A 21422-nucleotide genomic window follows, 5' to 3' on the forward strand; every position below is an offset into this window, starting at 1 on the left:
GACGGGACGGGGTCTCAGGAGGCCTCCCGGTAGACGTGCGGGGCCACCCCCGTCACCTTGCGGAACACGCGGCTGAAGTACGCGCGGTCGTGGAAACCGACCGCGCGTGCCACCGCCTGCACGCTGTCGTCGCTCTGCCGCAGTCGCTCCTTCGCGCGCCGGACGCGCAGGCGGGTGAGGTAGTCCCAGAGCGTCAGGCCCAGTTCGCGGTGGAAGAGCCGGCCGAGGTGGTTCTCGCTCACGCCCGCCCGCTCGGCGATCTGCCGGCGGGACAGCGGCCTGCGGTAGTGCTGCTCGATGTGCGCGAGCGCGTGGCGGACCGGGGCGTGGGAGCGCAGGGCCGCCGGGTCGGTCCGCGCCGTCATGGTGGTCAGCAGCGCGGTGAGCTCGTCGTCGGTGAGGATGTCCCGGCCCAGCAGCACCAGCGCCGGGTACGGCTCCGCCCGGCGTACGTCGTCGGCGGTGAAGCCGTGGCCGCTGAGCATCAGCACCGGGACGACCGGCGGGTGCGGGCGGCCCGCAGCCGTCTCGTACACGCGCTCCACGACGGCGAAGCCGTCCATGTCCGGCAGCTCCCGGTCCACGACCAGCAGGCACGGCAGCTCCTCCGCCACGAGCGCCGCGGCCGCCGTGCCGTCCGCGGCGGTCCGGACCGTACGACCCGGCAGCACGCCGGTCAGCAGCCGCCGCAGCCGGTCCCGGTCCGCCGCGTGGCCGCCGGCGACGAGGACCGGCTCGGCCGGACCGGACGGGCGCAGGCCCCGAAGTGCCTCGGCCAGGTCGCGCCCCTGGACGGGCCCGTACAGCAGGAACGGCACGTGCCGGCACGCCGGATGGTCGTGCAGCCGCTGCACCGGGGCCCACTCGGGCGGGCGGGCGCGGGCGACGTCCCAGGCGATGGCGGTCGGGGGCCGGCGGGCCAGCAGCGAGGCGAGGTCCTCGTCGGCGGGCAGCTGCCGGGCCGCGAGGCCGTGGCGACGCGCGATCTCGGCGACCTCGCGGGGCGGCGGCCCGGCTCCGGCGACCAGCAGGGTGCCACCGCCGTCGGGCGCGGACCCGGACGGCGGACCGGAGGCGGGCGGGCCCGCGGCGTCCGCCGGAGTCGGCAGCGGCAGCTCCAGGCGGAGCCCGCGGCGGCCGGGCGCGCGGCACACGGTGACGCTGCCGCCGTGCAGCACGGCGAGGCGGCGCGCGACCGCGAGGCTCAGCCGGGTCCCGGGGGCGTCGGAGGCGAACGGCTCGAAGAGGCGCTCGGCGTCGCCGTCCGGCACGGCCAGGCCCGGGCCCGTGATCCGGATCAGCAGGTGGGGCGGGCGTACGCGGGCCGCGAGCGTCAGCGGGCCTTCGGTCTCTCCGAGCGCGGCGGCGGCCGCCAGCAGGTTGCGCAGGATCTGGCCCAGCCGCGGCCCGTCGGCACAAATGGCGGGAAGCCGGCGGGGCAGGTGTAAGCGCACCCGGCGGTCCCCGGCCGCCGCGCCGCACGCCTCGGTGAGCAGCGGGCGCGGATCGAGCAGCCGCCGGGACAGGTCGAGCGCGTCGATCTCGGAACGGGACAGGTCCAGCAGGTCGTCGATGAGGCGCAGCAGCCGGGCCGCGTCGGCGTGCGCCGTGCGCAGGGCAGCAGCAGAAACGGCGGCGGCCGGGCCGTGCCCGTCACCGGCCCGCGCGCCCGTACCCGTGTGGCGCAGGATCGTTTCCACCGGGGTGCGCAGCTCGTCCGTCGCGTTGTCGAGCAGCCGCGTCTTGAGCCGGTTCGCCCGCTCGGCGGCGTCCCTGGCCCGCCGTACCTCGTCGAAGAGCCGGATGCCTTTGAGTGCCGCGCTGATCTGATCGCCCAGCGCCCGGTACAGCGGCCCGCGGTGTGCCGCGCCCGGTCCGCCGTCGTCCGCGTCGCCGCCACCCGCGTCGAACAGGACGTAACCCAGCTGCTCGTCGCCGATGTGCAACGGCTCGGCGACCACGGTGAAGCGGGGGCCGGGCGGCGGGAGGAGGGCGGCGCCGGGCTCGTCCCCGTACAGCACCAGGCGGCAGGACGGGATGCCCATGCCGGGCAGGTGTCGGGTCAGCGCGTCGGTCAGGGTTTCCGCGTCGACGGCCGTGGTGAGCGCGGTGCCCAGTTCCCGCAGCCGCCGCGCCTCCTGCTCCTTCGCCCACCGCTCGTACTCCAGCAGCCGCCGCGACTTGTCGGCGACCATCAGCCGCGCCTGCCCGAACAGCCGCTCGCCGCGCGCCCGGACGGCGGGCGGCAGGGCGGGGATGGCGAGGTCGCGGGCCCGCAGCAGGGCGGCGTCCCACGCCGAGGCGTCGTCGGGGGTCCGCACCTCCGCGCCGATCAGGTCCTCCAGCAGGGACAGGAAGCCGACGCCGGCCGTATCCAGGTGCATCTCCGCGTGGAAGGCGGCGGCCAGGTCCCCGGAGGCCGCGGGCAGCCCGGCGAACGGATCGCCCCGCCCGGTGGCAGCCGCCGCCGGCACCCCCTGCGCCACCAGCGGTGAGTGGCAACCGCACGAGCGGCGCGTCACCAGGGTGCCCGGCACCACGCTCCGGGCGGGCGGCCGGGTGGAGCGCAACCGGGCCATCAGGGTGTCGACGGCGAGGGCGCCCAGTTCGGCGAAGGGCAGGGCCACCGAGGTCAGGGGCGGGTCGGACAGCCTCGCTTCGGGGGAGTCGTTGAAGCCGGTGACCGCCACGTCCCCGGGCACCCGTACGCCCCGCTCGGTCAGGCTGCGCAGCGCGTCGGCGGCCAGCACGTCGCTGCACGCCACGATCGCGTCGAAGTCCCGGCCGGGCCGCAGCCCGCGCACGTCGAGCAGCACGCGCAGCGCGGAGCCCCCCGCACCCCCGCCGAAGTCGGCGGCCGCGGCCACCAGGGACCGGTCCACGGGGATGCGGTGCCGGGCCATGGCGTGGGTGTACGCGCGGTACCGGTCGAGGGAGACCGGGTGGGTCAGCGGGCCGCGGATGCAGGCGATCCGGCGGTGGCCGTGCGTCTCGACGAGGTGCCCGACGGCCTCCCGCATGCCCGCATGGCTGTCGAGCAGCAGCGTCTCGTGGCCCGCGAGGCCCTGGTTGAGGCTGACGACCGGGAGCCCGGCCAGCCGGTCGGCGAAGCGTGCGGCCTCCTCGCCCCCGGCGGGCAGGCCGAGGGTGGAGGTCCAGCAGATGAGACCGTCCAGCCGGGCCGACCGGGCCGTGTCGATCAGCTCGTCGATCAGCTCGTACAGGGCGTTGCGCGGCGATCCGCCCGGTCGCAGCGGGCCGCCGGGCAGGCACACCAGGTTGGCGTCGTTGCGCTCCGCCGCCGCGAGGACCCCGGACCACAGGGTGGCGCCGACACCCAGGTGGATGTTGGCGGTGACCAGGCCCAGGGTGGGGCGCTCCGCCGCGCGTTCCGCCATGGGCACCTCGCTCGTCCGGGAGGGGAGCCGTGCTTGCCAGGGCCCGGACGATAGTGGGGGGTCCGGGCCCCGGCAAGGGCCGTCACGGGCCGGCGAGGCCGGCGGCGGCGTCAGATCTTGCCGACGCCCGCGCCCGCCATGACGATCGACTTCACGCTCGACGCGCTGTCGGCCGTGTAGCCGTACGGGATCGCCTTCACGGTGCCGCCGGTCTGCCCGGTGCCCGAGTTGACGAAGTGGTTGTTCTTCGCCGCCAGGGCGCCGGGGTCGGAGTCGCCCTCACCGAGGTGGAACGGGTCCTCGGTGTTCTCGAAGTAGTTGGCCTCGACGAGCACGCCCGCGTTCTCGGTGGAGGCCACGCCGTAGTCGCCGATGTTGCTGAAGTAGTTGTTCAGCACGTGCACCGGGTTGCCGAACCGGACGCGCGGGTTGCGCTGCGTCGTCCCGTCGAACCAGTTGTGGACGTACGTCACCCGCAGCTTGCCGCTGTCCTGGCTGCCGTTGCTGTCGGAGTGGCCGAGCAGCATGTTCTTGTTCTGGTGGTGCGTACGGTTCCACGACACGGTGACGTAGTCGGAGGCGCGCTTGATGTCGATGCCGCCGTCGTACGCGCCGGAGACGTCGTTGTGGTCGATCCAGACCTTCGTCGACTCCTGGACGTTGATGGCGTCGTCGTTGGAGCCGGTGAAGGTCAGGTTCCGGATGATGACGTTGGAGACGCCGCTGACGTTGAGGCCACTGCCGGTGATCCGGCCCGCGGTGCCCACGCCGACGACCGTCTTGTTGGACGCGACCTTCGTCATGGAGCTCAGCGAGATGGTGCCGTTGACCCGTACCGTCACCGGGTCCGTCCGCTGTACGGCGGCGATGAAGGCGGAGGCGTTGGACACCTCGACGGTGGCGCCGCCCGCGCCGCCCGTCGTCCCGGCGCCGAAGCCGATGGGGGCGGCGGCGGCCGCCGTGGTGGGGTCCTGCCCGGCGGCGGCCGGCTCGGCCGCTCCGCTGCTCCAGGCGGTGGTGCCGGTGAGGGCCACGGCGGCCGCGACCGCGGTGGCCGCGCCGGCCAGCTTGTACCGTGCGCTCGTCCTGCGCATGGGAACTCCGTCCATGGGGGATGGGGATGCGAGAGCTCGTGAGGGGGGTGCGGTACGTACCGGGGCCGCGCGGCCGGCTCGGTCACGATGCTAGGGCGGGCGCCGTGGACGATCGGGAGCCCCATGTGGACTATTGCGCGCGGCCGCCCGCTCCTCGACCGCGGCGGACCCCTCCCTGAACCCTGTTAGGGTGACGTGCGCTCGTCAAGAACGGGCCCTTCCCGCACTCACACTTTCAACGGGGGGTTGAACGTGAAGCTTCGTCATGTCCGCGCGGTCGCCGTCTTCGGCATCGTCCTCGTCACCCTGACCGGCGCGCGCGGCTCGCACGGCGGCTCCTGCGGCGGCAGCAGTAGCAGCAGCAGTAGTAGCAGCAGCGACGGCGGCAGCAGCACCAGCGGCGGTTACGACGGTTCCACCGACTCCACCTCGGGCTCGACGTCCGGCTCCAGCAACGGCGACACCGATGTCACCATCACCACCGGCGGCACCTCGACGAGCGGCAGCAGCGGCGGCGGCAGCAAGGGCAAGGCCGGCGACGACAAGGGCGTCTCCATCACCGAGTGCTACTACGACCCGAGCCGCGGCATCGTGGCGCGGGTCAGCGCCCACAACACCAGCACCTCGGAGCAGTACACCTACAAGTTCCAGGTCCGCTTCACCGACCCGGAGCGCAACGACCTCGGCACCCGGGACTCCATGATCCCGTGGGTCCAGCCCGGCAAGCTCGAGAAGACCGACATCGCCGCCCCCTACTGGGCCAAGGACGGCGACGGCAGCGGCGGCACGTGCGAGCTCGTCAGCGTCAGCCGCACCACGCTCTGATCCTTCTCGTGCGGCGGCGCGCCAACACGGCCGGCGCCGCCGCACGCTCCTACGCGTCCCGCCGCTTCAGCACCGCGTACCCGCCGGCCAGCGCCGCCGCCACCCACAGCAGCATGATGCCGAGCCCGCCCCACGGGCCGTACGGCGCCGGATCGCTGCCCATCGCGCCCGGGACCACCTGCATGATCGTGGATCCCGCCTGGTCGGGGAAGTACTCCGCCACCTCCTTCGCCTTCGGCACGGCCGACAGGATCTGGGAGATGAGGAAGAAGAACGGCACCAGGATGCCCAGCGACAGCACCGTCGAGCGCAGCATCGCCGCCACGCCCATCGAGAACACCGCCATCAGGCCCATGTAGAGGCCGCCGCCGACCACGGCGCGCAGGACGTTCTCCTCACCGATGCTCGTGCGGTGCTCGCCCAGCAGGGCCTGGCCCAGGAAGAAGGAGAGGAAGCTCGTCAGCAGGCCGACGGCCAGCGCGAGCACGCCCGCCACCGCGATCTTGCCGAAGAGGAACGTGCCGCGCCGGGGCACGGCCGCCAGCGAGGTGCGGATCATGCCGGTGCTGTACTCGGTGCCGACGACCAGGACCCCGAACACCACCATCGCCAGCTGGCCCAGCAGCATGCCGGAGAAGCTGACCACGGTCGGGTCGAACGTCGCCTGCTCGATGGGCGGCATGTCGTCGAAGGTGGCCTTCACCAGCGCGCTGAGCGCCGCGCCCAGCGCGACCGTCACGACGAGCGCGCTTGCCAGCGTCCAGACCGTCGACGCGACCGTACGGATCTTGGTCCATTCGGAGCGCAGGACCGCGGGGACGGATGTCATGTCGTCAGACCTCCCTCGGGGCCCACTGGGGGGCGTCCGCGGCGTGCGCGTGGTACTCCACCGCCGCCGCCGTCATCTGCATGAACGCCTCTTCGAGCGAGGCCCGCTGCGCGCTCAGCTCGTGCAGCGTGATCCCGTGCCGGGCCGCCAGCTCGCCGATCTCCTCCGTCGTCGTGCCGTCGACCTCCAGCGTGCCGCCCGCCGTCTCGGTCGCCGTCAGACCGGCGCCCAGCAGGGCGTCGCGGAGCTCCGCGCGCTGCGGGGAGCGCACCCGGACGTAACTCCGGGAGTTCTGGTGGATGAAATCCGCCATCGACGTGTCGGCGAGCAGCTTGCCCTGCCCGATCACGATCAAGTGGTCGGCGGTCAGCGCCATTTCACTCATCAGATGGCTGGAGACGAAGATCGTCCGCCCCTCGGCGGCCAGCGTCTTCATCAGATTGCGGATCCAGTGAATTCCCTCGGGGTCCAGACCATTGACGGGTTCGTCGAAGAGGAGAACTTGTGGATCACCCAGCAGCGCAGCGGCGATTCCCAGCCGTTGGCCCATTCCCATCGAGAAACCTTTCGGTTTCTTCTTGGCCACGGCGGTGAGTCCCACAAGATCGAGAACTTCGCCCACCCGGCGCTCCGGAATGCGATTGGACTGGGCCAGGCACAGGAGGTTGTTGTGCGCGCTGCGCCCGCCGTGCATGGCCCTCGACTCCAGCAGCGCGCCGATGTGCTTCAGCGGCTCGTCCAGGTCCCGGTAGTGCTTGCCGTCGATCCGGACCGTACCGCTCGTCGGATGGTCCAGACCGAGCATCATCCGCATGGTGGTCGACTTGCCGGCGCCGTTCGGCCCGAGGAAGCCCGTCACCACGCCGGGGCGCACCCGGAAGGAGAGATGGTCGACCGCCGTCTTCGTACCGAACCGTTTCGTCAGCCCCTCGAGCTCGATCATCCGACCACGCTACGAGCGCACGAAGCCCCCCGCCACCGGTACGCGCCGGAAAGTCGGGGGGCCGAGTGGAGCAGTGCGCTCAGGGGTCAGCGGGCCTGCTGCGCCGGGACGCCGCGCGAGACCGGCTCGTCGTCGACCGGGGAACCCGCCGCGGCCACCGCCGCGCCGGTCAGCGTGGCCAGCATCTCGCGGACGTTGGTCAGCTGGGCGTTGATGGAGTCGCGACGGTTCGTCAGCGCCGCCAGCTCGCGCTCCGATTCGCTGCGGATGCGGTCCGCCTTGGCGTTCGCGTCGGCCACGATGTCCTCGGCCTGGCGCTGCGCGGTCTCCACCGTCTGGCGGGCCCGGCGCTCCGCGTCCGTACGCAGCTTCTCCGCCTCCAGGCGCAGCTGCTCCGCCCGGTGCTCGATCTCGGCGAGGCGCTTCTCCGCCTTGGCCTGACGGGCGGCCAGGTCGCGCTCGGACTGCTCGCGCCGCTTGGCGAGGTTCGTCTCGAAGTCGGCGGCGGCCTGCGCGGCCTTCGCACGGGTCTCCTCGAAGAGGGCGTCCGCCTCCTCGCGCTTGGACTGCGCGTCCTTCTGCGCCTCGGCGCGCAGCGTGTTCGCCTCGCTCTGGGCCTTCTCGACGATCCGGACGCCCTCGTCCTCGGCCTTCGTCTTGCGCTCGGCGGCGAACGCCTCGGCGTCGTTGCGCACCTGCTGCGCGGCCGCCTCGGCCAGCTCGCGGTGCTGCTCGGCGGCGCGACGGGCCTCCTCACGCAGGTCCTTCGCCTCCTCCTCGGCCAGACGGAGGATCTTCTCGACACGGGCACCGAGCCCGGCGTACGACGGCTCGGCGTCGCTGACCTGGGCCTGGGCGTTCTGGGTCTCGAGGTGGAGTTCCTCGATGCGCTTTTCCAGAGAGGTGATACGGGCCAGAGCACTGTCTCGGTCGGCGACGAGCTTGGTAATGCGGTCGTCCACCTGACCGCGGTCGTAACCACGCCGCACGAGCTCGAAGCCGAAGGGGGAGGAAGTGTCGCTCATGGGGTTCCTGTCGAATGAGACCGGTGAGGTGTTAGGGGGAATCCTAGGGGCCGATGCGGCGTGTCTTCGAGCGGATGCCCGTTCAAACTACAGAATGTCCAGCCTTTTGAGTGGCTTAACCGTCGGATGACTTGCTACTCGAACGGGTAACCCCGGCCGCCGCACCCGCCTTGGCTCCGCTGTCCTTCGTACCCCCTGACGGCGCTTCGAACGACTCGAGTGCCTCCAATACGTCCTGAACGCGCGAAATCTCCGCCTGAATGTCCTCGCGCCTGCGCACCAGAACCTCCAGTTCCCGCTTCCCTTCCGAGATCATCTTCTCGGCCTCGCGCTCCGCGTCCGCCTTGATCTTTTCGGCCTGACGGGTGAGCTCGGCCTTCTTCTGCTCGGCCTCCTTGAGCAGCCCTTCCGCCTTCTTCACCGCGGAGATACGGACCTTCGCGGCCTCCGAATTGGCGTCGGACAGCAGCTGCTTGGCCTTCTCCTCTGCCTCGGCGCGCTGCTCGGTGGCCGCCTTGACCAGTTTGTCCACCCGTTCGCCCGCCGACTTCATCTGTTCGGCGGCCTCCCGGCGGGCCCGTTCGTGCAGCTCCTCGATCTCCGACTCGGTCCGGGAGCGCAGCTCCTCCGTGCGCTCCCTTATGGCCGTGGCGTCACCGCGCGCCTCGCGCAGCAGCTCGTCCGCGTCCGTCCGGGCCTTCTCCACGAGGGTGTTGCCCTCGACGGTCGCCGCGGAGACGATCCGCTCGGCCTCCTTGCGCGCCACGCCCACCATCGTGTCGGCCTGCGCCTCGGCCTCGGCGGTGGCGCGCAGCGCCTCCTCCTGGGCCTTCGCGACGAGCTGGTCCGCCTGCTCGGCCGCGTCCGCGCGGCGCTTCGCCGCCGCCTCGCGCGCCTCGTCGACCACCCGGTCGGCCTCGGCCCGCGCCTCGGCGCGCATCCGCTCGGCGGCCGCCTCCGACTCCGCGCGGTGCCGCTCGGCCTCCGCCCGCATGCGCTCGGCCGCCTGCTGCGCCGAACCCACCGTCTCGGCCGCCTCGGCACGCAGCCGCTCCGCCTCGCCGGTCGCCTCGTCGCGTACGCGCGCGGCCTCGCGCTCCGCGTCGGCACGCAGCCGCTCGGACGCCGCCGTGGCCTCCGCGACCAGCCGCTCCGCCTCCGCCGTCGCCTCCGCGACCAGCCGCTCGGCGCGCTCGGCCGTCTCCGCGCCGATGCGCTCCGCCTCCGCGGTGGCCTCGCCGATGAGCTGGTCCGCCTGGGCGGCCGCGTCGGCGCGCCGCTTGTCGGCGGCCTTGCGGGCCTCGTCGAGGACCTGCTCGCCGTCCGCGCGGGCGGCGGCGCGCAGCGCCTCGGCCTGCGCCTCGCCCTCCGCCTTGACCTGCTCGGCCTCGGTGCGCAGCCGCGCCGCGTCCTGCTCGGCGGTCGTCAGCAGCTCGGCCGCCTCCGCCGTCATCCGCTCGGCCTCGCCCGTCGCCTCGCTCACCAGCCGGTCCGCCTGCGTGGCGGCCTCCGACCGGATGCGGTTGGCGTCCTCGCGGGCCTGCGCGCGCGTCCGCGCCGCGTCCTGCTCGGCCGACGCGAGCGAGTCCGACGCCTCCGTCCGCACCCGCTGGGCGTACTCCGCGGTGTCCTTCTTCAGCCGCTCCGACTCGGTGATGGCGTCCGCCATCGTCCGCTCGGCCAGCACCTTGGCGGCGTCCGTCTCCTCCTGCGTCCGGGCGCGCAGCTGCGCCGCGTCCTCGGCGGCCCGCTCCCGCTCCGCGTACGCGTCGGCGCGGACCCGGTCCGCCTCCTCCTGCGCCTCGGTGCGGGTGCGCTCCGCCGCGTGCTCGGCGGCCGACCGCAGCCCGGCGATCTCCTCCTCGGCCTGCTCCTGGAGCCCGGCGACCGAGTCGCGCACCTGCTGCGCGGTCTGCTCGGCGGCGGCGACCATCTCGGTGGCCCGCCGGTCCGCCTCCTCCACCAGCCGCTGCGCCTCGGTCTGCGCCTCCTCGACGCGCTTGCGCGCCGACGCCAGCAGCTCCTCGCTCTGCTCGCGGGCCCGCTGCCGCTCCTGGTCGGCCTCCGCGCGGGCCGAACCGAGGGTCTCCTCCGCCTCGCGGCGGCGCCGGTTCGCCTCCTCCTGCGCGGCGGCCAGCTCCTCGGCGGCCTCCGCCGTGACCCGCTCGGCCGCGGCCTGCGCCTCGGCACGGACCCGGTCCGCCGACTCCTGCGCCTCGCTCTTGAGCCGCTCCGCCTCCGCGGCGGCCTCGGAACGCAGCAGCACCGCGGCGTTCTCCGCCTCCGCACGGGCGGCCGACGCGTCCGACGCCGCCTCCGTACGCAGCCGCTCGGCCTCCTGCTCGGCCTGCGCCTGGAGCGTACGGATCCGCTCGGCGGCCTCCGCGCGCTGCCGCTCCGCCTCCTCGGCGGCCTCCCGGCGCAGCCGCTCGGCGTCCGCCCGCGCGTCGGTCAGCGCCTGCTCGGCGGCCGTGAGGCGCGCCTCCGCCTCCGCGTGCAGCTGGGACAGCTCCTCGGCCGCCTCCGCCTGCCGGGCCGCGATGCCCCGCTCGGTCTCCTCGCGCAGCGCGGCGGCGGCCTCATCGGCCGCGGTCCGCACCGACTCGGCCTGCTCCTCGGCCTCGCCGCGCAGCTGGTCGGCCTCCTCGCGGGTGCGCTCCAGCGCCTCCTCGGCCTGCTTGCGCAGGGCCGCCGCCCGCTCGGTCGCCTCCGCGCGCAGCCGCTCGGTCTCGGCGGCCGCCGCCGTGCGCAGCTCGTCCGCGTCCGCCTTCGCCTTGGTCAGCAGCTCCTCGGCGGTCTTCGCCGCCTCCTCGATCTGCTGGACGGCCTCGCGCCGCGCCTCGCCCCGGATCCGCTCGCCCTCGGCGATGGCGTCGGCCCGCAGCTGCTCGGCCTCGCCGCGCAGCCGGCGCGCCTCCTCCTGGAGCTCGACCGTCTTGGCGCGGTACTCCGCGGTGTCGTCCTTCGCCGCGCCCTTGAGCTGCTCGGCCGTGTCGTGCGCCTGGGCCCGCAGCCGGTCCGCCTCGGCCTCGGCCTCGCGGCGGATCCGCTCGGCCTCCTCGGACGCCTTGCGGGTGGTCTCGCTCGCGTCCTCGGACGCCTTGGACAGGACCTCCTCGGCGGTACGCGCCGCCTTGGCGAGCTGCGCCGCCGAGTCCTCCGCCGCCTTCGTCCGGGCCTTCTCGGCGGCCTCCGCGACGAGCTTCTCGGCCGCCGCGCGCGCGTCGGCGAGCGCCTGCTCGGCCTCCGCCTTGAGCGCCTCGGACTCCTTCGTCGCCTCCGCGACCAGCCGGGCGATCTCCGCCTTCGCCGTACGCGTCCGCTGCTCGGTCTCCGACTCGGCGGTCGACAGCCGCTTGGCCGCCGCCTCCCGCGCCTCCGTGACGACCTTGTCCGCCTCGGCGCGGGCCTCGCGCAGCCGCTCGTCGGCCTCCTGGAGCCGCTGCTCGGCCGCCCGGCTCAGCTCGGTCGCCTGCTGGCGGGCCTGCTCCGACTCGGCGCTCGTGGCGCTGCGCAGCTGCTCGGCGTGGCTGGTGGCCTCCGCGGCCTGCGTGGAGGCGGCGTTCAGCAGCCGCTCGGCGTCCTTGCGGGCGCGCAGCAGGATCGCTTCGGCCTCGGCGCGGGCGGTCTCCGTCTGGGAGCTGAGCCGCTGCCGGGCCTCCTCCGTGAGACGGGTCGCCTCGGCGCGGGCGGCCGCCAGGGACTGCTCGGCCTCCGCGCGGGACTCCTCCAGCAGGCGGCGGGCCTGCGCCTCGGTGCGGGCGCGCAGCTGCTCGGCCCACGCCACGTTCTCGTTGACGTGCGCCTCGACGGTCTGGCGGCGCTCCGCGAGCTCCTGGTCCAGCTGCTGGCGCCGCTGCACCGCCTCCGCGTGCAACTCCGCCTGGAGCCGGGCCTGGTGCTCGGCGTGCTCCTGGAGGATCCGCTGGGTCTGGGCGCGCGCCTCGCGCAGCTCGCGCTCGGCGTCCGAACGCAACTGCTCCGCCTGGATCTGGGCGTTGCGCAGCAGCTGCTCGGCCTGGTAGCCGATGTCCGCGCTGTCGTAGGCGGGCCGGGTGGCGATGGTGCGGCGCGCCTCGTGGAGCTTGGCGCGCAAGACCTCGACCTGGTAACCGAGGTCCTCGGCGTGCTGGACGGCCTTCTCCCGCTCGGTCTTCAGCCGGTCCATCTCGGCTTCGAACCGCGAAAGGTGGTCGTCAGCCCGGTGGCTCTCCTGGCGTTCGTAGCCCCGCACTGCGCGGTCCCATCCGTCCCCTGGTCGCAACTCTCTTGTACGAGCACCGTTCGCCGGCGAACGGCCCCCCGGGGAATGGTGTCAGACCACTGTCGGGGACGCGGCGCGGCCCCGGTCCGTCCCCGGCCCGGAGCCGCCCACTCTACCGGGCCGGGAATCCGGAGGTCAGTGCTCCGTTGAGGACCGGTCAGCGGACGTCACGAGTTCGGTCAGGACCCCGTGGCAGTCCTTGGGGTGCAGGAACGTGATCCGCGACCCCATGGAGCCGATGCGGGGCTCGTCGTACAGCACCCGCACCCCCTTCTCCCGGATCGCCGCGGCGTCGCCGTCCACGTCCGCCGTCCCGAAGGCGATGTGGTGGACGCCCTCGCCGTTCTTGGCCAGCCACTTGCCCACGGCCGAGTCCTCGCGGGTCGGCTCCAGCAGCTGGAGGTAGGAGGCGCCGCCGTCGGACGTCTCGTTGATCTTGAGCATGGCCTCACGTACGCCCTGCTCTTCGTTGACCTCGGTGTGGAAGACCTCGAACCCGTACGTGGCACGGTAGAACTCGACGGTCTTGTCGAGGTCGAAACAGGCGATCCCGATGTGGTCGATTCGCGTCAGCATGGGACCAGTGCAGCGCCGAAGGAGGTGGTTACGCAACGTGCGCGCGATCACACCGACTGCCCGATGACCGGGCCCGTACCGCTCAGTACATTGGCAGTAAACCCTCGTTCACTCCTCAGCCGCCGTGCTGGAAGGGGATCGTGCCTCATGTCTGGAACGACCGGTACCACCTCAGTCATCGTCGCGGGCGCACGCACGCCCATGGGCCGCCTGCTCGGCTCCCTGAAGTCCTTCTCGGGCGCGGACCTCGGCGGCTTCGCCATCAAGGCCGCGCTGGACCGTGCCGGCATCGGCGGCGACCAGGTGCAGTACGTGATCATGGGGCAGGTGCTCCAGGCCGGCGCCGGCCAGATCCCCGCCCGGCAGGCCGCCGTCAAGGCCGGCATCCCGATGAACGTCCCGGCGCTCACCATCAACAAGGTGTGCCTCTCCGGGCTCGACGCCATCGCGCTCGCCGACCAGCTGATCCGCGCCGGCGAGTTCGACGTGATCGTCGCCGGCGGCCAGGAGTCCATGACCAACGCGCCGCACCTGCTGCCCAAGTCCCGCGAGGGCTTCAAGTACGGCGCGATCGAGATGCTCGACGCCATGGCGTACGACGGCCTCACCGACTCCTTCGAGGGCATCGCCATGGGCGAGTCCACCGAGAAGCACAACGCGCGGCTCGGCATCGCCCGCGAGGCCCAGGATGAGATCGCCGCCCTCTCCCACCAGCGCGCCGCGGCCGCGCAGAAGAACGGCGTCTTCGAGGCCGAGATCACCCCCGTCGAGATCCCGCAGCGCAAGGGCGACCCGGTGATCTTCTCCAAGGACGAGGGCATCCGCGCCGAGACCACGGTCGAGTCGCTCGGCAAGCTGCGCCCCGCCTTCGCCAAGGACGGCACCATCACGGCCGGCTCCTCCTCGCAGATCTCCGACGGCGCCGCCGCCGTCGTCGTGATGAGCAAGGCCAAGGCCGAGGAGCTGGGCCTCGAGTGGATCGCCGAGATCGGCGCCCACGGCAATGTGGCCGGACCGGACAATTCGCTCCAGTCCCAGCCGTCCAACGCCATCGCCCACGCCCTGAAGAAGGAGGGCCTGGAGGTCTCCGACCTGGACCTGATCGAGATCAACGAGGCGTTCGCGGCGGTCGCCGTCCAGTCAATGAAGGACCTCGGCGTTACGCCCGAAAAGGTGAACGTCAACGGCGGCGCGATCGCCCTCGGGCACCCCATCGGCATGTCCGGTGCCCGCCTCGCCCTCCACCTGGCGCTGGAGCTCAAGCGCCGCGGCGGCGGGATCGGCGCGGCGGCGCTGTGCGGTGGCGGCGGTCAGGGCGACGCGCTGATCCTGCGCGTCCCCGGCAACGGCAAGTAAGGGAGTTGTGTAAGTGATGGTGGACGTCCCCGCACTGGTCGCCCAGGCACGGGAGGGCCGGCCGCGTGCCGTGGCCCGGCTGATCTCGCTCGTGGAGGGGGCGTCCCCGCAGCTCCGTGAGGTGATGGCGGCACTGGCCCCGCTGACGGGCCGGGCGTACGTCGTCGGCCTGACCGGCTCGCCCGGCGTCGGCAAGTCGACCTCGACGTCGGCGCTGGTCAGCGCGTACCGGCGGGCCGGGAAGCGGGTCGGCGTCCTCGCCGTCGACCCGTCCTCGCCCTTCAGCGGCGGCGCGCTCCTCGGTGACCGGGTGCGGATGTCCGAGCACGCGTCGGACCCGGGCGTCTACATCCGCTCCATGGCCACCCGCGGGCACCTCGGCGGGCTCGCGTGGGCCGCGCCGCAGGCGATCCGCGTCCTGGACGCGGCCGGGTGCGACGTCGTGCTGGTGGAGACCGTGGGCGTGGGCCAGTCGGAGGTCGAGATCGCCTCCCAGGCGGACACCTCGGTCGTGCTGCTCGCCCCCGGGATGGGCGACGGGATCCAGGCGGCGAAGGCCGGGATCCTGGAGATCGGTGACGTGTACGTCGTCAACAAGGCCGACCGCGACGGCGCCGACGCCACGGCCCGTGAGCTGAACCACATGCTGGGGCTCGGCGAGTCCCGCGGGCCCGGCGACTGGCGCCCGCCGATCGTCAAGACGGTGGCGGCCCGGGGTGAGGGCGTCGACGAGGTCGTCGAGGCGCTGGAGAAGCACCGCGCCTGGATGGAGGAGCGGGGCGTCCTCGCCGAGCGCCGCCGGGCACGGGCGGCGCACGAGGTCGAGACCATCGCCGTCACGGCCCTGCGCGAACGCATCGGCGACCTCCATGGCGACCGCCGCCTCTCCGCTCTCGCGGAGCGCATCGTGACGGGCGACCTCGACCCGTACGCGGCGGCCGACGAGCTGGTGGCGGGCCTGACGGGCCAGTAGGCCGGGGCTCGCGGCGTGACGGAGCCCCGGCCAAGGGCTCCGTCAGTCGTCCTGGTCCTGGCCCTGGCCCTCGTTCTGGTCGTCGTCCTGGCCCTGGTCGTCGTCCTGGTCCTGGTCCTGGGTGGCCTTCGCCGTCGTCGCGTCGACCGTCCACTCCTGGACCTTGCCGTCCTTCGTCAGCACCTCGACGTCCCACGTCGTGGCGCCGTCGTCGTCGAGGTCCAGCGAGACCACCGTCCCGTGGCCCGCGACCGACTTCAGGGCCTGCTCGGCGGTGACCTTCGGCGCGCTGTGCCGCGTCTGCGCCGGGGCCTCCTCGTCCGCCGCCGCGGCGAACGCCGCCGCCGTGCCGCCCGTCAGCAGGGCCGCCGCGGTGACGGTCGCGACGATCAGGTTGCGCTTCATGGAGTGGCCTCCCGTTGGTGGGTTGGTTCCTGCGGTACGGAAAACACCCTGCGCCCCGGCGGCTGAACGCAGCCTGAAGGTGCCTGAAGGTCTCTTCAGCTTCCGTTTGCGACCCTGAACCCATGCGCCTGTTGATCGTGGAGGACGAGAAGCGGCTCGCCCTGTCCCTCGCCGCCGGGCTCCGCGCCGAAGGGTTCGCCGTCGACGTCGTGCACGACGGACTCGAAGGGCTGCACCGCGCCGGCACCGGTTCGTACGACCTCGTCGTCCTCGACATTATGCTCCCGGGCATGAACGGCTACCGCGTCTGCGCGGCCCTGCGCGCCGCCGGGCACGACGTGCCGATCCTGATGCTGACCGCCAAGGACGGCGAGTACGACGAGGCCGAGGGGCTGGACACCGGCGCCGACGACTACCTGACCAAGCCGTTCTCGTACGTCGTGCTCGTGGCCCGCGTGAAGGCCCTGCTCCGGCGGCGCGGCCGCACCGCGTCGCCCGTGCTGCGGGCCGGCCCGCTCACCGTGGACACCGCGAGCCGCCGCGTACGGCTGGACGGCACCGAGGTGAGCCTGACGGCGAAGGAGTTCGCGGTGCTGGAGCAGCTCGCGACCCGGCCGGGCGAGGTGGTGTCGAAGGCGGAGATCCTGGAGCACGTGTGGGACTTCGCGTACGAGGGCGATCCGAACATCGTCGAGGTGTACGTCAGCGCCCTGCGCCGCAAGCTGGGCCAGGAGCTCATCACGACCGTGCGCGGCGCGGGCTACCGCCTGGAGGACCGGTGAGGCGCTCCCGGCTGAGGCACCCCTTGCGCTCCGTACGCGCCCGTACGGCCCTGGGCGCCACCCTCGTCGTCGCGGTCGCGCTCGCCGTCGCCGGGGTGGCGCTGCTGGCCGTGCTGCGCTCCCACCTCGTCGACCAGGCCGGGCTCCAGGCGGAGGTCTCCGCGCGCTCGGTCGCCGCCCAGATCGCCGGCGGCACGCCCTTCGGCCGGCTGGACCTGCCCGACGACACCGAGGAGCACCCGGTGCAGGTCGTGGACGAGGACGGCCGCGTCGTCGCCATCGGCGAGGACATCGAGGCGATCGGCGGGACGGCGAGCCCGGCGACCCGGGCCGTCCCCCCGGCCGCCCAGGACGGCGAGACGGAGACCGGCGAGGTCTCCGACGAGGCCGCGTACTCCACCGGCGACGTCACCGTGGACGGCGACACCGCCACCTACCGCTTCGCGGCCGTGAAGGCGTCCGGCCCGCAGGGCGAGGCCACCGTGTACGCGGGCGCCCCGCTGGTCACCGCGTCGGCGGCGGTCTCGGGCGTCCGCGGCGCGATGCTCGCCGCGCTCCCGGGCCTGCTGGTCGTCGTCGGGGGCGTGACGTGGCTGGTCACGCGGCGGGCGCTGCGGCCGGTGGAGGGCATCCGCCGCGAGATGGCGGCGATCACGGCCTCCGAGGACCTGTCGCGCCGGGTGCCCGAGCCGGGCACGCACGACGAGGTCGACCGGCTGGCCCGGACGACGAACGAGACGTTGGCCGCGCTGGAGGCGAGCGTGGAGCGGCAGCGGCGGTTCGTCGCGGACGCCTCGCACGAGCTGCGCAGCCCCATCGCCAGCCTGCGCACCCAGCTGGAGGTGGGCGCGGCCCACCCCGGGCTGCTGGACGTTCCGGGGGCCGTCGCCGACACCGTACGGCTCCAGCAGCTGGCGGCGGACCTGCTGCTGCTGGCGCGGCTGGACGCGGGGGAGCGGCCGGGGCGGACGCGCCTCGACCTCGCGGAGCTCGTACGGGAGGAGGTCGCGCGGCGGGCCGGCGACCGGGTGCCGGTGCGGGTGGAGGCGGCGGGGGAGGGCGTGGACGTCAGCGGGTCGCGGGGGCAGCTGGCGCGGGTGCTGGGCAACCTGCTGGACAACGCCCAGCGGCACGCGGCCACGCGGGTGACCGTGACCGTACGGCGGGAGGGGCGCGAGGCCGTCCTGGCCGTCGAGGACGACGGGCCGGGCGTGCCGGAGGCCGAGCGGGAGCGGATCTTCGAGCGGTTCGTCCGGCTGGACGACGCCCGCAGCCGCGACGAGGGCGGCGCGGGGCTCGGTCTCGCCATCGCCCGGGACGTCGCCACCGGGCACGGCGGCACCCTCGCGGTCCGCCGGTCCCCCTCCGGCGGAGCGCTGTTCGAGCTGCGGCTGCCGAGGACCGGCTAGGTCCGGCTAGGGCTTGCCGCGCAGACCGCGCAGCTGTTCCGCGATGGGGTGCAGGGAGGCGTGGAGCTGCTCCAGCGCGTCCGGGTTGAGCAGGTCGATGAAGTGCTTGCGCACCGACTCGACGTGGTGCGGCGCGACCTTGCGCATGGTCTCCATGCCCTGGTCGGTGAGGACCGCGTACAGCCCGCGCCGGTCGGACTCGCAGTTCTCCCGGCGGACCAGGCCCGCGTTCTCCATCCGGGTGATCTGGTGGGAGAGGCGGCTCTTGGACTGGAGCGTCGCCGCCGCCAGGTCGCTCATCCGCATGCGCCGTTCGAGGGACTCCGAGAGGTTCACCAGGATCTCGTAGTCGTTGATGGTCAGGCCGAACGGCTGGAGGTCCTTCTCCAACTGGTACGTCAGCAGCCTGTTGACGTCCAGATACGTACGCCAGGCGTGCTGCTCGGCATCGGTCAGCCAGGGGATGGCCGTCTCGGTCTCCATGTATGGATTCTACCTAAGAAGTTGAATGCTGGACGAAATGAGGGTCAGTGACGCCGGGCAACGCCGGCCCCCCGTCTCCGACGACTGAGTACCCCCACGAGAGGGGCGCAGACGTTCGAGGACGTCACACTCCGCAGACTACCGCTCACAGCCCGAAGCGACGCTGGAGGTCCCCCAGCTGACCGGGAAGGCGCGGTACGGACCCCTGCTGACCGTGGCCGGATCCATGCGCTGCGCCGCCGCCCGGAACCCCCGGCGCGTGGGGCACCGCCCCCGTCGCCGGCTCCGCCATCAGTGCTTCCGAGGACTGCAGCAGCACCGTGCCGGCCCCCACGAACTCGAACTGGTGCTCCTCGCCCGACGCGCCGCCGATCCCCGTCAGCTGCCGCAGCCCGCCCATGACCCCGCTCATGTAGCCGTGGTCGTAGTGGTGGCACGGCGACGGGCAGTCCGCCCAGCCGACCAGCGCCTGCGGGTCCACGCGCAGCGGCGGCTCCATGAAGACCACCGGCCCGTTGGACGCGGCCACGAACTTCCCCGTCCCGATGAGGGTGAGGAAGCCCGGCACGATCGACTGCTTCAGGGCGAGGCTCGGCTGGTAGGCCAGAAGGTTGCCGGCCCGGATGGTGAGGTTGCCCTCGTCCAGGTCGTACGAGTTCACGTCGAAGGCCCGGTCCGCCAGCAGCATCTTGCCGCTGCCCTCGGCCACCACCCAGTCGCTCGCGTGGAGCGGCGAGTGGAAGGAGGTGCGCACGAGCCGGTCGAGACGGCCGTGACCGATGCCGTTGAACTCGATCCGCCCGTAGTAGGCGATCATCTTGCCCTTCTGCAGGAACCACTGGGAGCCCTTCAGCTCCACACAGAAGGTGTACGGATTGACGTTGTCGTCGCTCGGCAGGGTCGACGGATCGTGCATGACAAGTCCGCTGCTCACAGCTTCTCCTCCGACGCCTGGACGTACACCACTCCGTTGCCGCTCAGCTCCAGCTGGAACGCCTCGCCCGAGCCGCGCCCCACCATGTCGCGCCAGCCGAGCGCGGTGGAGAGCTTGTTGCGTACGTCGCCGTGGTGCGCCACGTACGCCTGCGGGTCGACGTGCACCGGGCGCGCCGGGGTGACCGGCAGTTCGACGACCCCGCCGTGGGCCATCACGGCGACCGCGCCGTAGCCCTTGAGGGTGGTGGTGAACAGGCCCTGCCCGGTCACCTGGCCGCGCACCATGCCCATGACGCCGCCCTGCGCGCCCATGAACATCGTGCCCTGCTCCAGGGTCCCGTCGAAGGCGAGGAGCCGGTCCGCCTCCACGTACAGCGTGTCGCCGGACAGCTGGATCACCTGGATGTGGTGGCCGCCGTGCCCGAACATGACGGTGCCGCTGCCCTCCACCGTCATGAGGGGGGTGGCCTCACCGGCCACGCGGCGCCCGATCATCGACATCAGGCCGCCCTGGCCGCCGGCCGTGTTCGGCGTGAAAGTGACGTCGCCGCGGTACGCGAGCATCGCGCCGCGCTGGCTGAACATCTTCTGGCCGGGCGCGATCGTCGCCTCGACCATCTTCGCGTTGATCTCGCGGAACGGCATCAGATCTCGCCCCCGACGGTGTTGCGCTCGCTCGGCTGCACGTAGACCAGCCCGTCGCCCTCGAAGCGGATCTGGAACGCTTCGCCGCCCCCCTCGCCCAGGAACGTGCGGAACGTCACACCGGACTGGAAACTCTGCTGCACGTTGCCCTGGTGCGCGATGTACGCGCCGGGGTCCACGGACAGCGGGTACTGCGGCGTCACGCGGAGCACGACCGCCGGGCCGTCCGACATGATCGCCGCCTGCCCCGTGCCCTCGACGGTCGTCGTGAACAGCCCCGTACCGGTGGCCCCGCCCCGCAGCCCGGTGAAGCTGGTGCCGGTGCGCAGCCCGCCGTCCGCGCACAGCAGGTTGCTGGACTCGACGAAGAGCTTGTCGCCGTGGAGCTGGACGAGGTTGATCTCGGAGGCGCGGTCGGCGAAGAAGCAGGTGCCCTGCCCCTTGACCTCCATCATCTCCATCTGTTCGCCGGTGAGCCGACGGGTGACCATGCCCCGCAGGCCCTCACCGCCGCCGGACATCTTCTTGAAGGCCATCTGGCCGTCGTACGCGACCATCGAGCCGTTCTTCGCTTTGACGGCGTCGCCGGTGAGGTCGACGGCGAGCACTTTGCTGCCTTGGAGTCGGAACGTTGCCACGCCACGACGGTAACCGGTGGTCCGGGGGGCGGACAGGGACCTGGGGAGGATCCCGACCCTGATAAAGGGCGGGCAAAGTCGCCTGGCACAATGAACCGAACCCGCTTGTGAGTCGATTCACAAGATCGATGACGACGAAGGTGCCGCCCGTGGACATCAAGACCGCCTCCTCCCTCCACCGCCTCCGACTGGTCTCCGGTCCGGAGGCCGTCTCGTTCCTCCTGCTGCTCGTGTGCTCCGTGCTCAAGCGCACGACGGAGTTCAACGCGGTGCCGGTCATGGGTGCGATCCACGGCGTGCTCTTCATCCTGTACGTGCTCTTCTGGCTCGACGCCTGGAACCGCACCAAGTGGGACCTGAAGACCGCCGTCGTCTTCTTCGTCCTGTCGGTGCTGCCCTTCGGCGGCTTCTTCGCCGACCGCAAGCTCAAGCGCGCCGCCGACGACGCGCTGATCGCCTCCCGCGCCCGCCGCGAGGGCAAGGTGAACACCGCGTGATCGTCGCCTTCTCCGTCACCCCGCTCGGCGTCGGCGAGGACGTCGGCGAGTACGTCGCCGACGCCGTGCGCGTCGTCCGCGAGTCCGGCCTGCCCAACCGTACGGACGCGATGTTCACGTCCATCGAGGGCGAGTGGGACGAGGTCATGGACGTCGTCAAGCGCGCCGTCGCCGCGGTCGAGGCGCGGGCGCCGCGCGTCTCACTCGTCCTGAAGGCCGACGTCCGCCCGGGCGTGACGGACGGCCTCACCTCGAAGGTCGAGACGGTGGAGCGGCACCTGTCCGCCTAGCGCCGCTCGACTCCCACCCCGGCCCGCGCGGGCCGGGGTTTTTCACTGGAGCAG

19 protein-coding genes are annotated in these 21422 nt (G+C 72.9%); 7 read left to right on the plus strand and 12 right to left on the minus strand.

The window, feature by feature from the left end:
• Nucleotides 1-14: 14 nt before the first annotated feature.
• Together ACIRNI_RS01230 and ACIRNI_RS01235 are read right to left on the minus strand one after the other, a co-directional pair.
• Entirely contained in the window at nucleotides 15-3398 is a 3384-nt protein-coding gene (locus ACIRNI_RS01230) for a substrate-binding domain-containing protein (protein WP_403547240.1), read from the minus strand.
• 110 nt (nucleotides 3399-3508) lie between these two features.
• On the minus strand, nucleotides 3509-4492 hold the full coding sequence (locus ACIRNI_RS01235; RefSeq protein ID WP_403547242.1) for a polysaccharide lyase family 1 protein: 984 nt from the start codon (nucleotides 4490-4492) through the stop codon (nucleotides 3509-3511).
• A 252-nt stretch (nucleotides 4493-4744) separates the two neighbouring features.
• On the opposite strand from ACIRNI_RS01235, the gene ACIRNI_RS01240 reads away from it, so the two are divergent.
• Nucleotides 4745-5317 (plus strand): hypothetical protein, encoded by a 573-nt coding sequence (locus ACIRNI_RS01240; protein WP_403547244.1) that lies wholly within the window; start codon nucleotides 4745-4747, stop codon nucleotides 5315-5317.
• A 49-nt stretch (nucleotides 5318-5366) separates the two neighbouring features.
• Here the strand turns inward: ACIRNI_RS01240 and ACIRNI_RS01245 are convergent, their stop codons facing one another.
• The 5 genes from ACIRNI_RS01245 to mce all read right to left on the minus strand — a co-directional run bounded on the left by ACIRNI_RS01245 (nucleotide 5367) and on the right by mce (nucleotide 12954).
• The gene (locus tag ACIRNI_RS01245; RefSeq protein WP_403547246.1) at nucleotides 5367-6146 is read right to left on the minus strand and encodes an ABC transporter permease subunit; all 780 of its coding nucleotides are present in this window, start codon (nucleotides 6144-6146) and stop codon (nucleotides 5367-5369) included.
• A gap of 4 nt (nucleotides 6147-6150) precedes the next feature.
• The gene (locus ACIRNI_RS01250) at nucleotides 6151-7089 is read right to left on the minus strand and encodes an ABC transporter ATP-binding protein (protein ID WP_403547248.1); all 939 of its coding nucleotides are present in this window, start codon (nucleotides 7087-7089) and stop codon (nucleotides 6151-6153) included.
• Nucleotides 7090-7175: 86 nt separating this feature from the next.
• The gene (locus ACIRNI_RS01255) at nucleotides 7176-8114 is read right to left on the minus strand and encodes a cellulose-binding protein (protein ID WP_403547250.1); all 939 of its coding nucleotides are present in this window, start codon (nucleotides 8112-8114) and stop codon (nucleotides 7176-7178) included.
• 115 nt (nucleotides 8115-8229) lie between these two features.
• Nucleotides 8230-12348, minus strand: coding sequence for a polarized growth protein Scy (gene scy, locus ACIRNI_RS01260; protein WP_403547252.1), 4119 nt, complete (start codon nucleotides 12346-12348; stop codon nucleotides 8230-8232).
• Between the two features lie 165 nt (nucleotides 12349-12513).
• The gene (gene mce / locus ACIRNI_RS01265) at nucleotides 12514-12954 is read right to left on the minus strand and encodes a methylmalonyl-CoA epimerase (RefSeq protein WP_355358786.1); all 441 of its coding nucleotides are present in this window, start codon (nucleotides 12952-12954) and stop codon (nucleotides 12514-12516) included.
• 147 nt (nucleotides 12955-13101) lie between these two features.
• On the opposite strand from mce, the gene ACIRNI_RS01270 reads away from it, so the two are divergent.
• Nucleotides 13102-14310 carry an acetyl-CoA C-acetyltransferase gene (locus ACIRNI_RS01270; RefSeq protein WP_355358783.1) on the plus strand — a complete coding sequence of 403 codons (1209 nt, stop codon included), beginning with the start codon at nucleotides 13102-13104 and terminating at the stop codon, nucleotides 14308-14310.
• A 16-nt stretch (nucleotides 14311-14326) separates the two neighbouring features.
• Nucleotides 14327-15283, plus strand: a complete 957-nt coding sequence (gene meaB, locus ACIRNI_RS01275) for a methylmalonyl Co-A mutase-associated GTPase MeaB (RefSeq protein WP_355358780.1) — start codon at nucleotides 14327-14329, stop codon at nucleotides 15281-15283.
• Nucleotides 15284-15325: 42 nt separating this feature from the next.
• Here the strand turns inward: meaB and ACIRNI_RS01280 are convergent, their stop codons facing one another.
• Nucleotides 15326-15688, minus strand: coding sequence for a PepSY domain-containing protein (locus ACIRNI_RS01280; protein ID WP_403547255.1), 363 nt, complete (start codon nucleotides 15686-15688; stop codon nucleotides 15326-15328).
• Nucleotides 15689-15810: 122 nt separating this feature from the next.
• Here ACIRNI_RS01280 and ACIRNI_RS01285 point away from each other — a divergent pair, with 122 nt between their 5' ends.
• The gene (locus ACIRNI_RS01285; RefSeq protein ID WP_356649054.1) at nucleotides 15811-16470 is read left to right on the plus strand and encodes a response regulator transcription factor; all 660 of its coding nucleotides are present in this window, start codon (nucleotides 15811-15813) and stop codon (nucleotides 16468-16470) included.
• Between the two features lie 23 nt (nucleotides 16471-16493).
• Entirely contained in the window at nucleotides 16494-17879 is a 1386-nt protein-coding gene (locus ACIRNI_RS01290; protein ID WP_403547764.1) for a sensor histidine kinase, read from the plus strand.
• Between the two features lie 6 nt (nucleotides 17880-17885).
• Here ACIRNI_RS01290 and ACIRNI_RS01295 read toward each other — a convergent pair whose 3' ends face one another.
• The 4 genes from ACIRNI_RS01295 to ACIRNI_RS01310 all read right to left on the minus strand — a co-directional run bounded on the left by ACIRNI_RS01295 (nucleotide 17886) and on the right by ACIRNI_RS01310 (nucleotide 20581).
• On the minus strand, nucleotides 17886-18362 hold the full coding sequence (locus tag ACIRNI_RS01295; protein WP_355358771.1) for a MarR family transcriptional regulator: 477 nt from the start codon (nucleotides 18360-18362) through the stop codon (nucleotides 17886-17888).
• A 145-nt stretch (nucleotides 18363-18507) separates the two neighbouring features.
• A complete protein-coding gene (locus ACIRNI_RS01300) occupies nucleotides 18508-19278 on the minus strand; it encodes an AIM24 family protein (protein WP_403547766.1) in 771 nt (256 codons plus the stop codon).
• Between the two features lie 14 nt (nucleotides 19279-19292).
• Nucleotides 19293-19943 (minus strand): AIM24 family protein, encoded by a 651-nt coding sequence (locus tag ACIRNI_RS01305; RefSeq protein ID WP_403547258.1) that lies wholly within the window; start codon nucleotides 19941-19943, stop codon nucleotides 19293-19295.
• A complete protein-coding gene (locus ACIRNI_RS01310; RefSeq protein WP_403547260.1) occupies nucleotides 19943-20581 on the minus strand; it encodes an AIM24 family protein in 639 nt (212 codons plus the stop codon). The genes ACIRNI_RS01305 and ACIRNI_RS01310 overlap by 1 nt, the downstream gene beginning before the upstream one ends.
• A gap of 149 nt (nucleotides 20582-20730) precedes the next feature.
• On the opposite strand from ACIRNI_RS01310, the gene ACIRNI_RS01315 reads away from it, so the two are divergent.
• Both ACIRNI_RS01315 and ACIRNI_RS01320 read left to right on the plus strand, forming a co-directional pair.
• Complete coding sequence (locus ACIRNI_RS01315) at nucleotides 20731-21078, plus strand: DUF3817 domain-containing protein (protein ID WP_403547768.1); 348 nt, start codon at nucleotides 20731-20733, stop codon at nucleotides 21076-21078.
• Nucleotides 21075-21368, plus strand: coding sequence for an MTH1187 family thiamine-binding protein (locus tag ACIRNI_RS01320; protein WP_190090896.1), 294 nt, complete (start codon nucleotides 21075-21077; stop codon nucleotides 21366-21368). The genes ACIRNI_RS01315 and ACIRNI_RS01320 overlap by 4 nt, the downstream gene beginning before the upstream one ends.
• The last annotated feature ends 54 nt before the right edge of the window (nucleotides 21369-21422 follow it).

Origin of the sequence: Streptomyces sp. NPDC093546, from assembly GCF_044765045.1 — a bacterium.
Classification (GTDB): Bacteria; Actinomycetota; Actinomycetes; order Streptomycetales; family Streptomycetaceae; genus Streptomyces.

Excerpts from the sequence above, each read along its gene's own strand:
- ACIRNI_RS01230 (WP_403547240.1), bottom strand. The coding sequence starts at position 3,398 with ATGGCGGAACGCGCGGCGGAGCGCCCCACCCTGGGCCTGGTCACCGCC.
- ACIRNI_RS01235 (WP_403547242.1), bottom strand. The coding sequence starts at position 4,492 with ATGCGCAGGACGAGCGCACGGTACAAGCTGGCCGGCGCGGCCACCGCG.
- ACIRNI_RS01245 (WP_403547246.1), bottom strand. The coding sequence starts at position 6,146 with ATGACATCCGTCCCCGCGGTCCTGCGCTCCGAATGGACCAAGATCCGT.
- ACIRNI_RS01250 (WP_403547248.1), bottom strand. The coding sequence starts at position 7,089 with ATGATCGAGCTCGAGGGGCTGACGAAACGGTTCGGTACGAAGACGGCG.
- ACIRNI_RS01255 (WP_403547250.1), bottom strand. The coding sequence starts at position 8,114 with ATGAGCGACACTTCCTCCCCCTTCGGCTTCGAGCTCGTGCGGCGTGGT.
- mce (WP_355358786.1), bottom strand. The coding sequence starts at position 12,954 with ATGCTGACGCGAATCGACCACATCGGGATCGCCTGTTTCGACCTCGAC.
- ACIRNI_RS01270 (WP_355358783.1), top strand. The coding sequence starts at position 13,102 with ATGTCTGGAACGACCGGTACCACCTCAGTCATCGTCGCGGGCGCACGC.
- meaB (WP_355358780.1), top strand. The coding sequence starts at position 14,327 with ATGGTGGACGTCCCCGCACTGGTCGCCCAGGCACGGGAGGGCCGGCCG.
- ACIRNI_RS01280 (WP_403547255.1), bottom strand. The coding sequence starts at position 15,688 with ATGAAGCGCAACCTGATCGTCGCGACCGTCACCGCGGCGGCCCTGCTG.
- ACIRNI_RS01285 (WP_356649054.1), top strand. The coding sequence starts at position 15,811 with ATGCGCCTGTTGATCGTGGAGGACGAGAAGCGGCTCGCCCTGTCCCTC.
- ACIRNI_RS01295 (WP_355358771.1), bottom strand. The coding sequence starts at position 18,362 with ATGGAGACCGAGACGGCCATCCCCTGGCTGACCGATGCCGAGCAGCAC.
- ACIRNI_RS01300 (WP_403547766.1), bottom strand. The coding sequence starts at position 19,278 with ATGCACGATCCGTCGACCCTGCCGAGCGACGACAACGTCAATCCGTAC.
- ACIRNI_RS01305 (WP_403547258.1), bottom strand. The coding sequence starts at position 19,943 with ATGCCGTTCCGCGAGATCAACGCGAAGATGGTCGAGGCGACGATCGCG.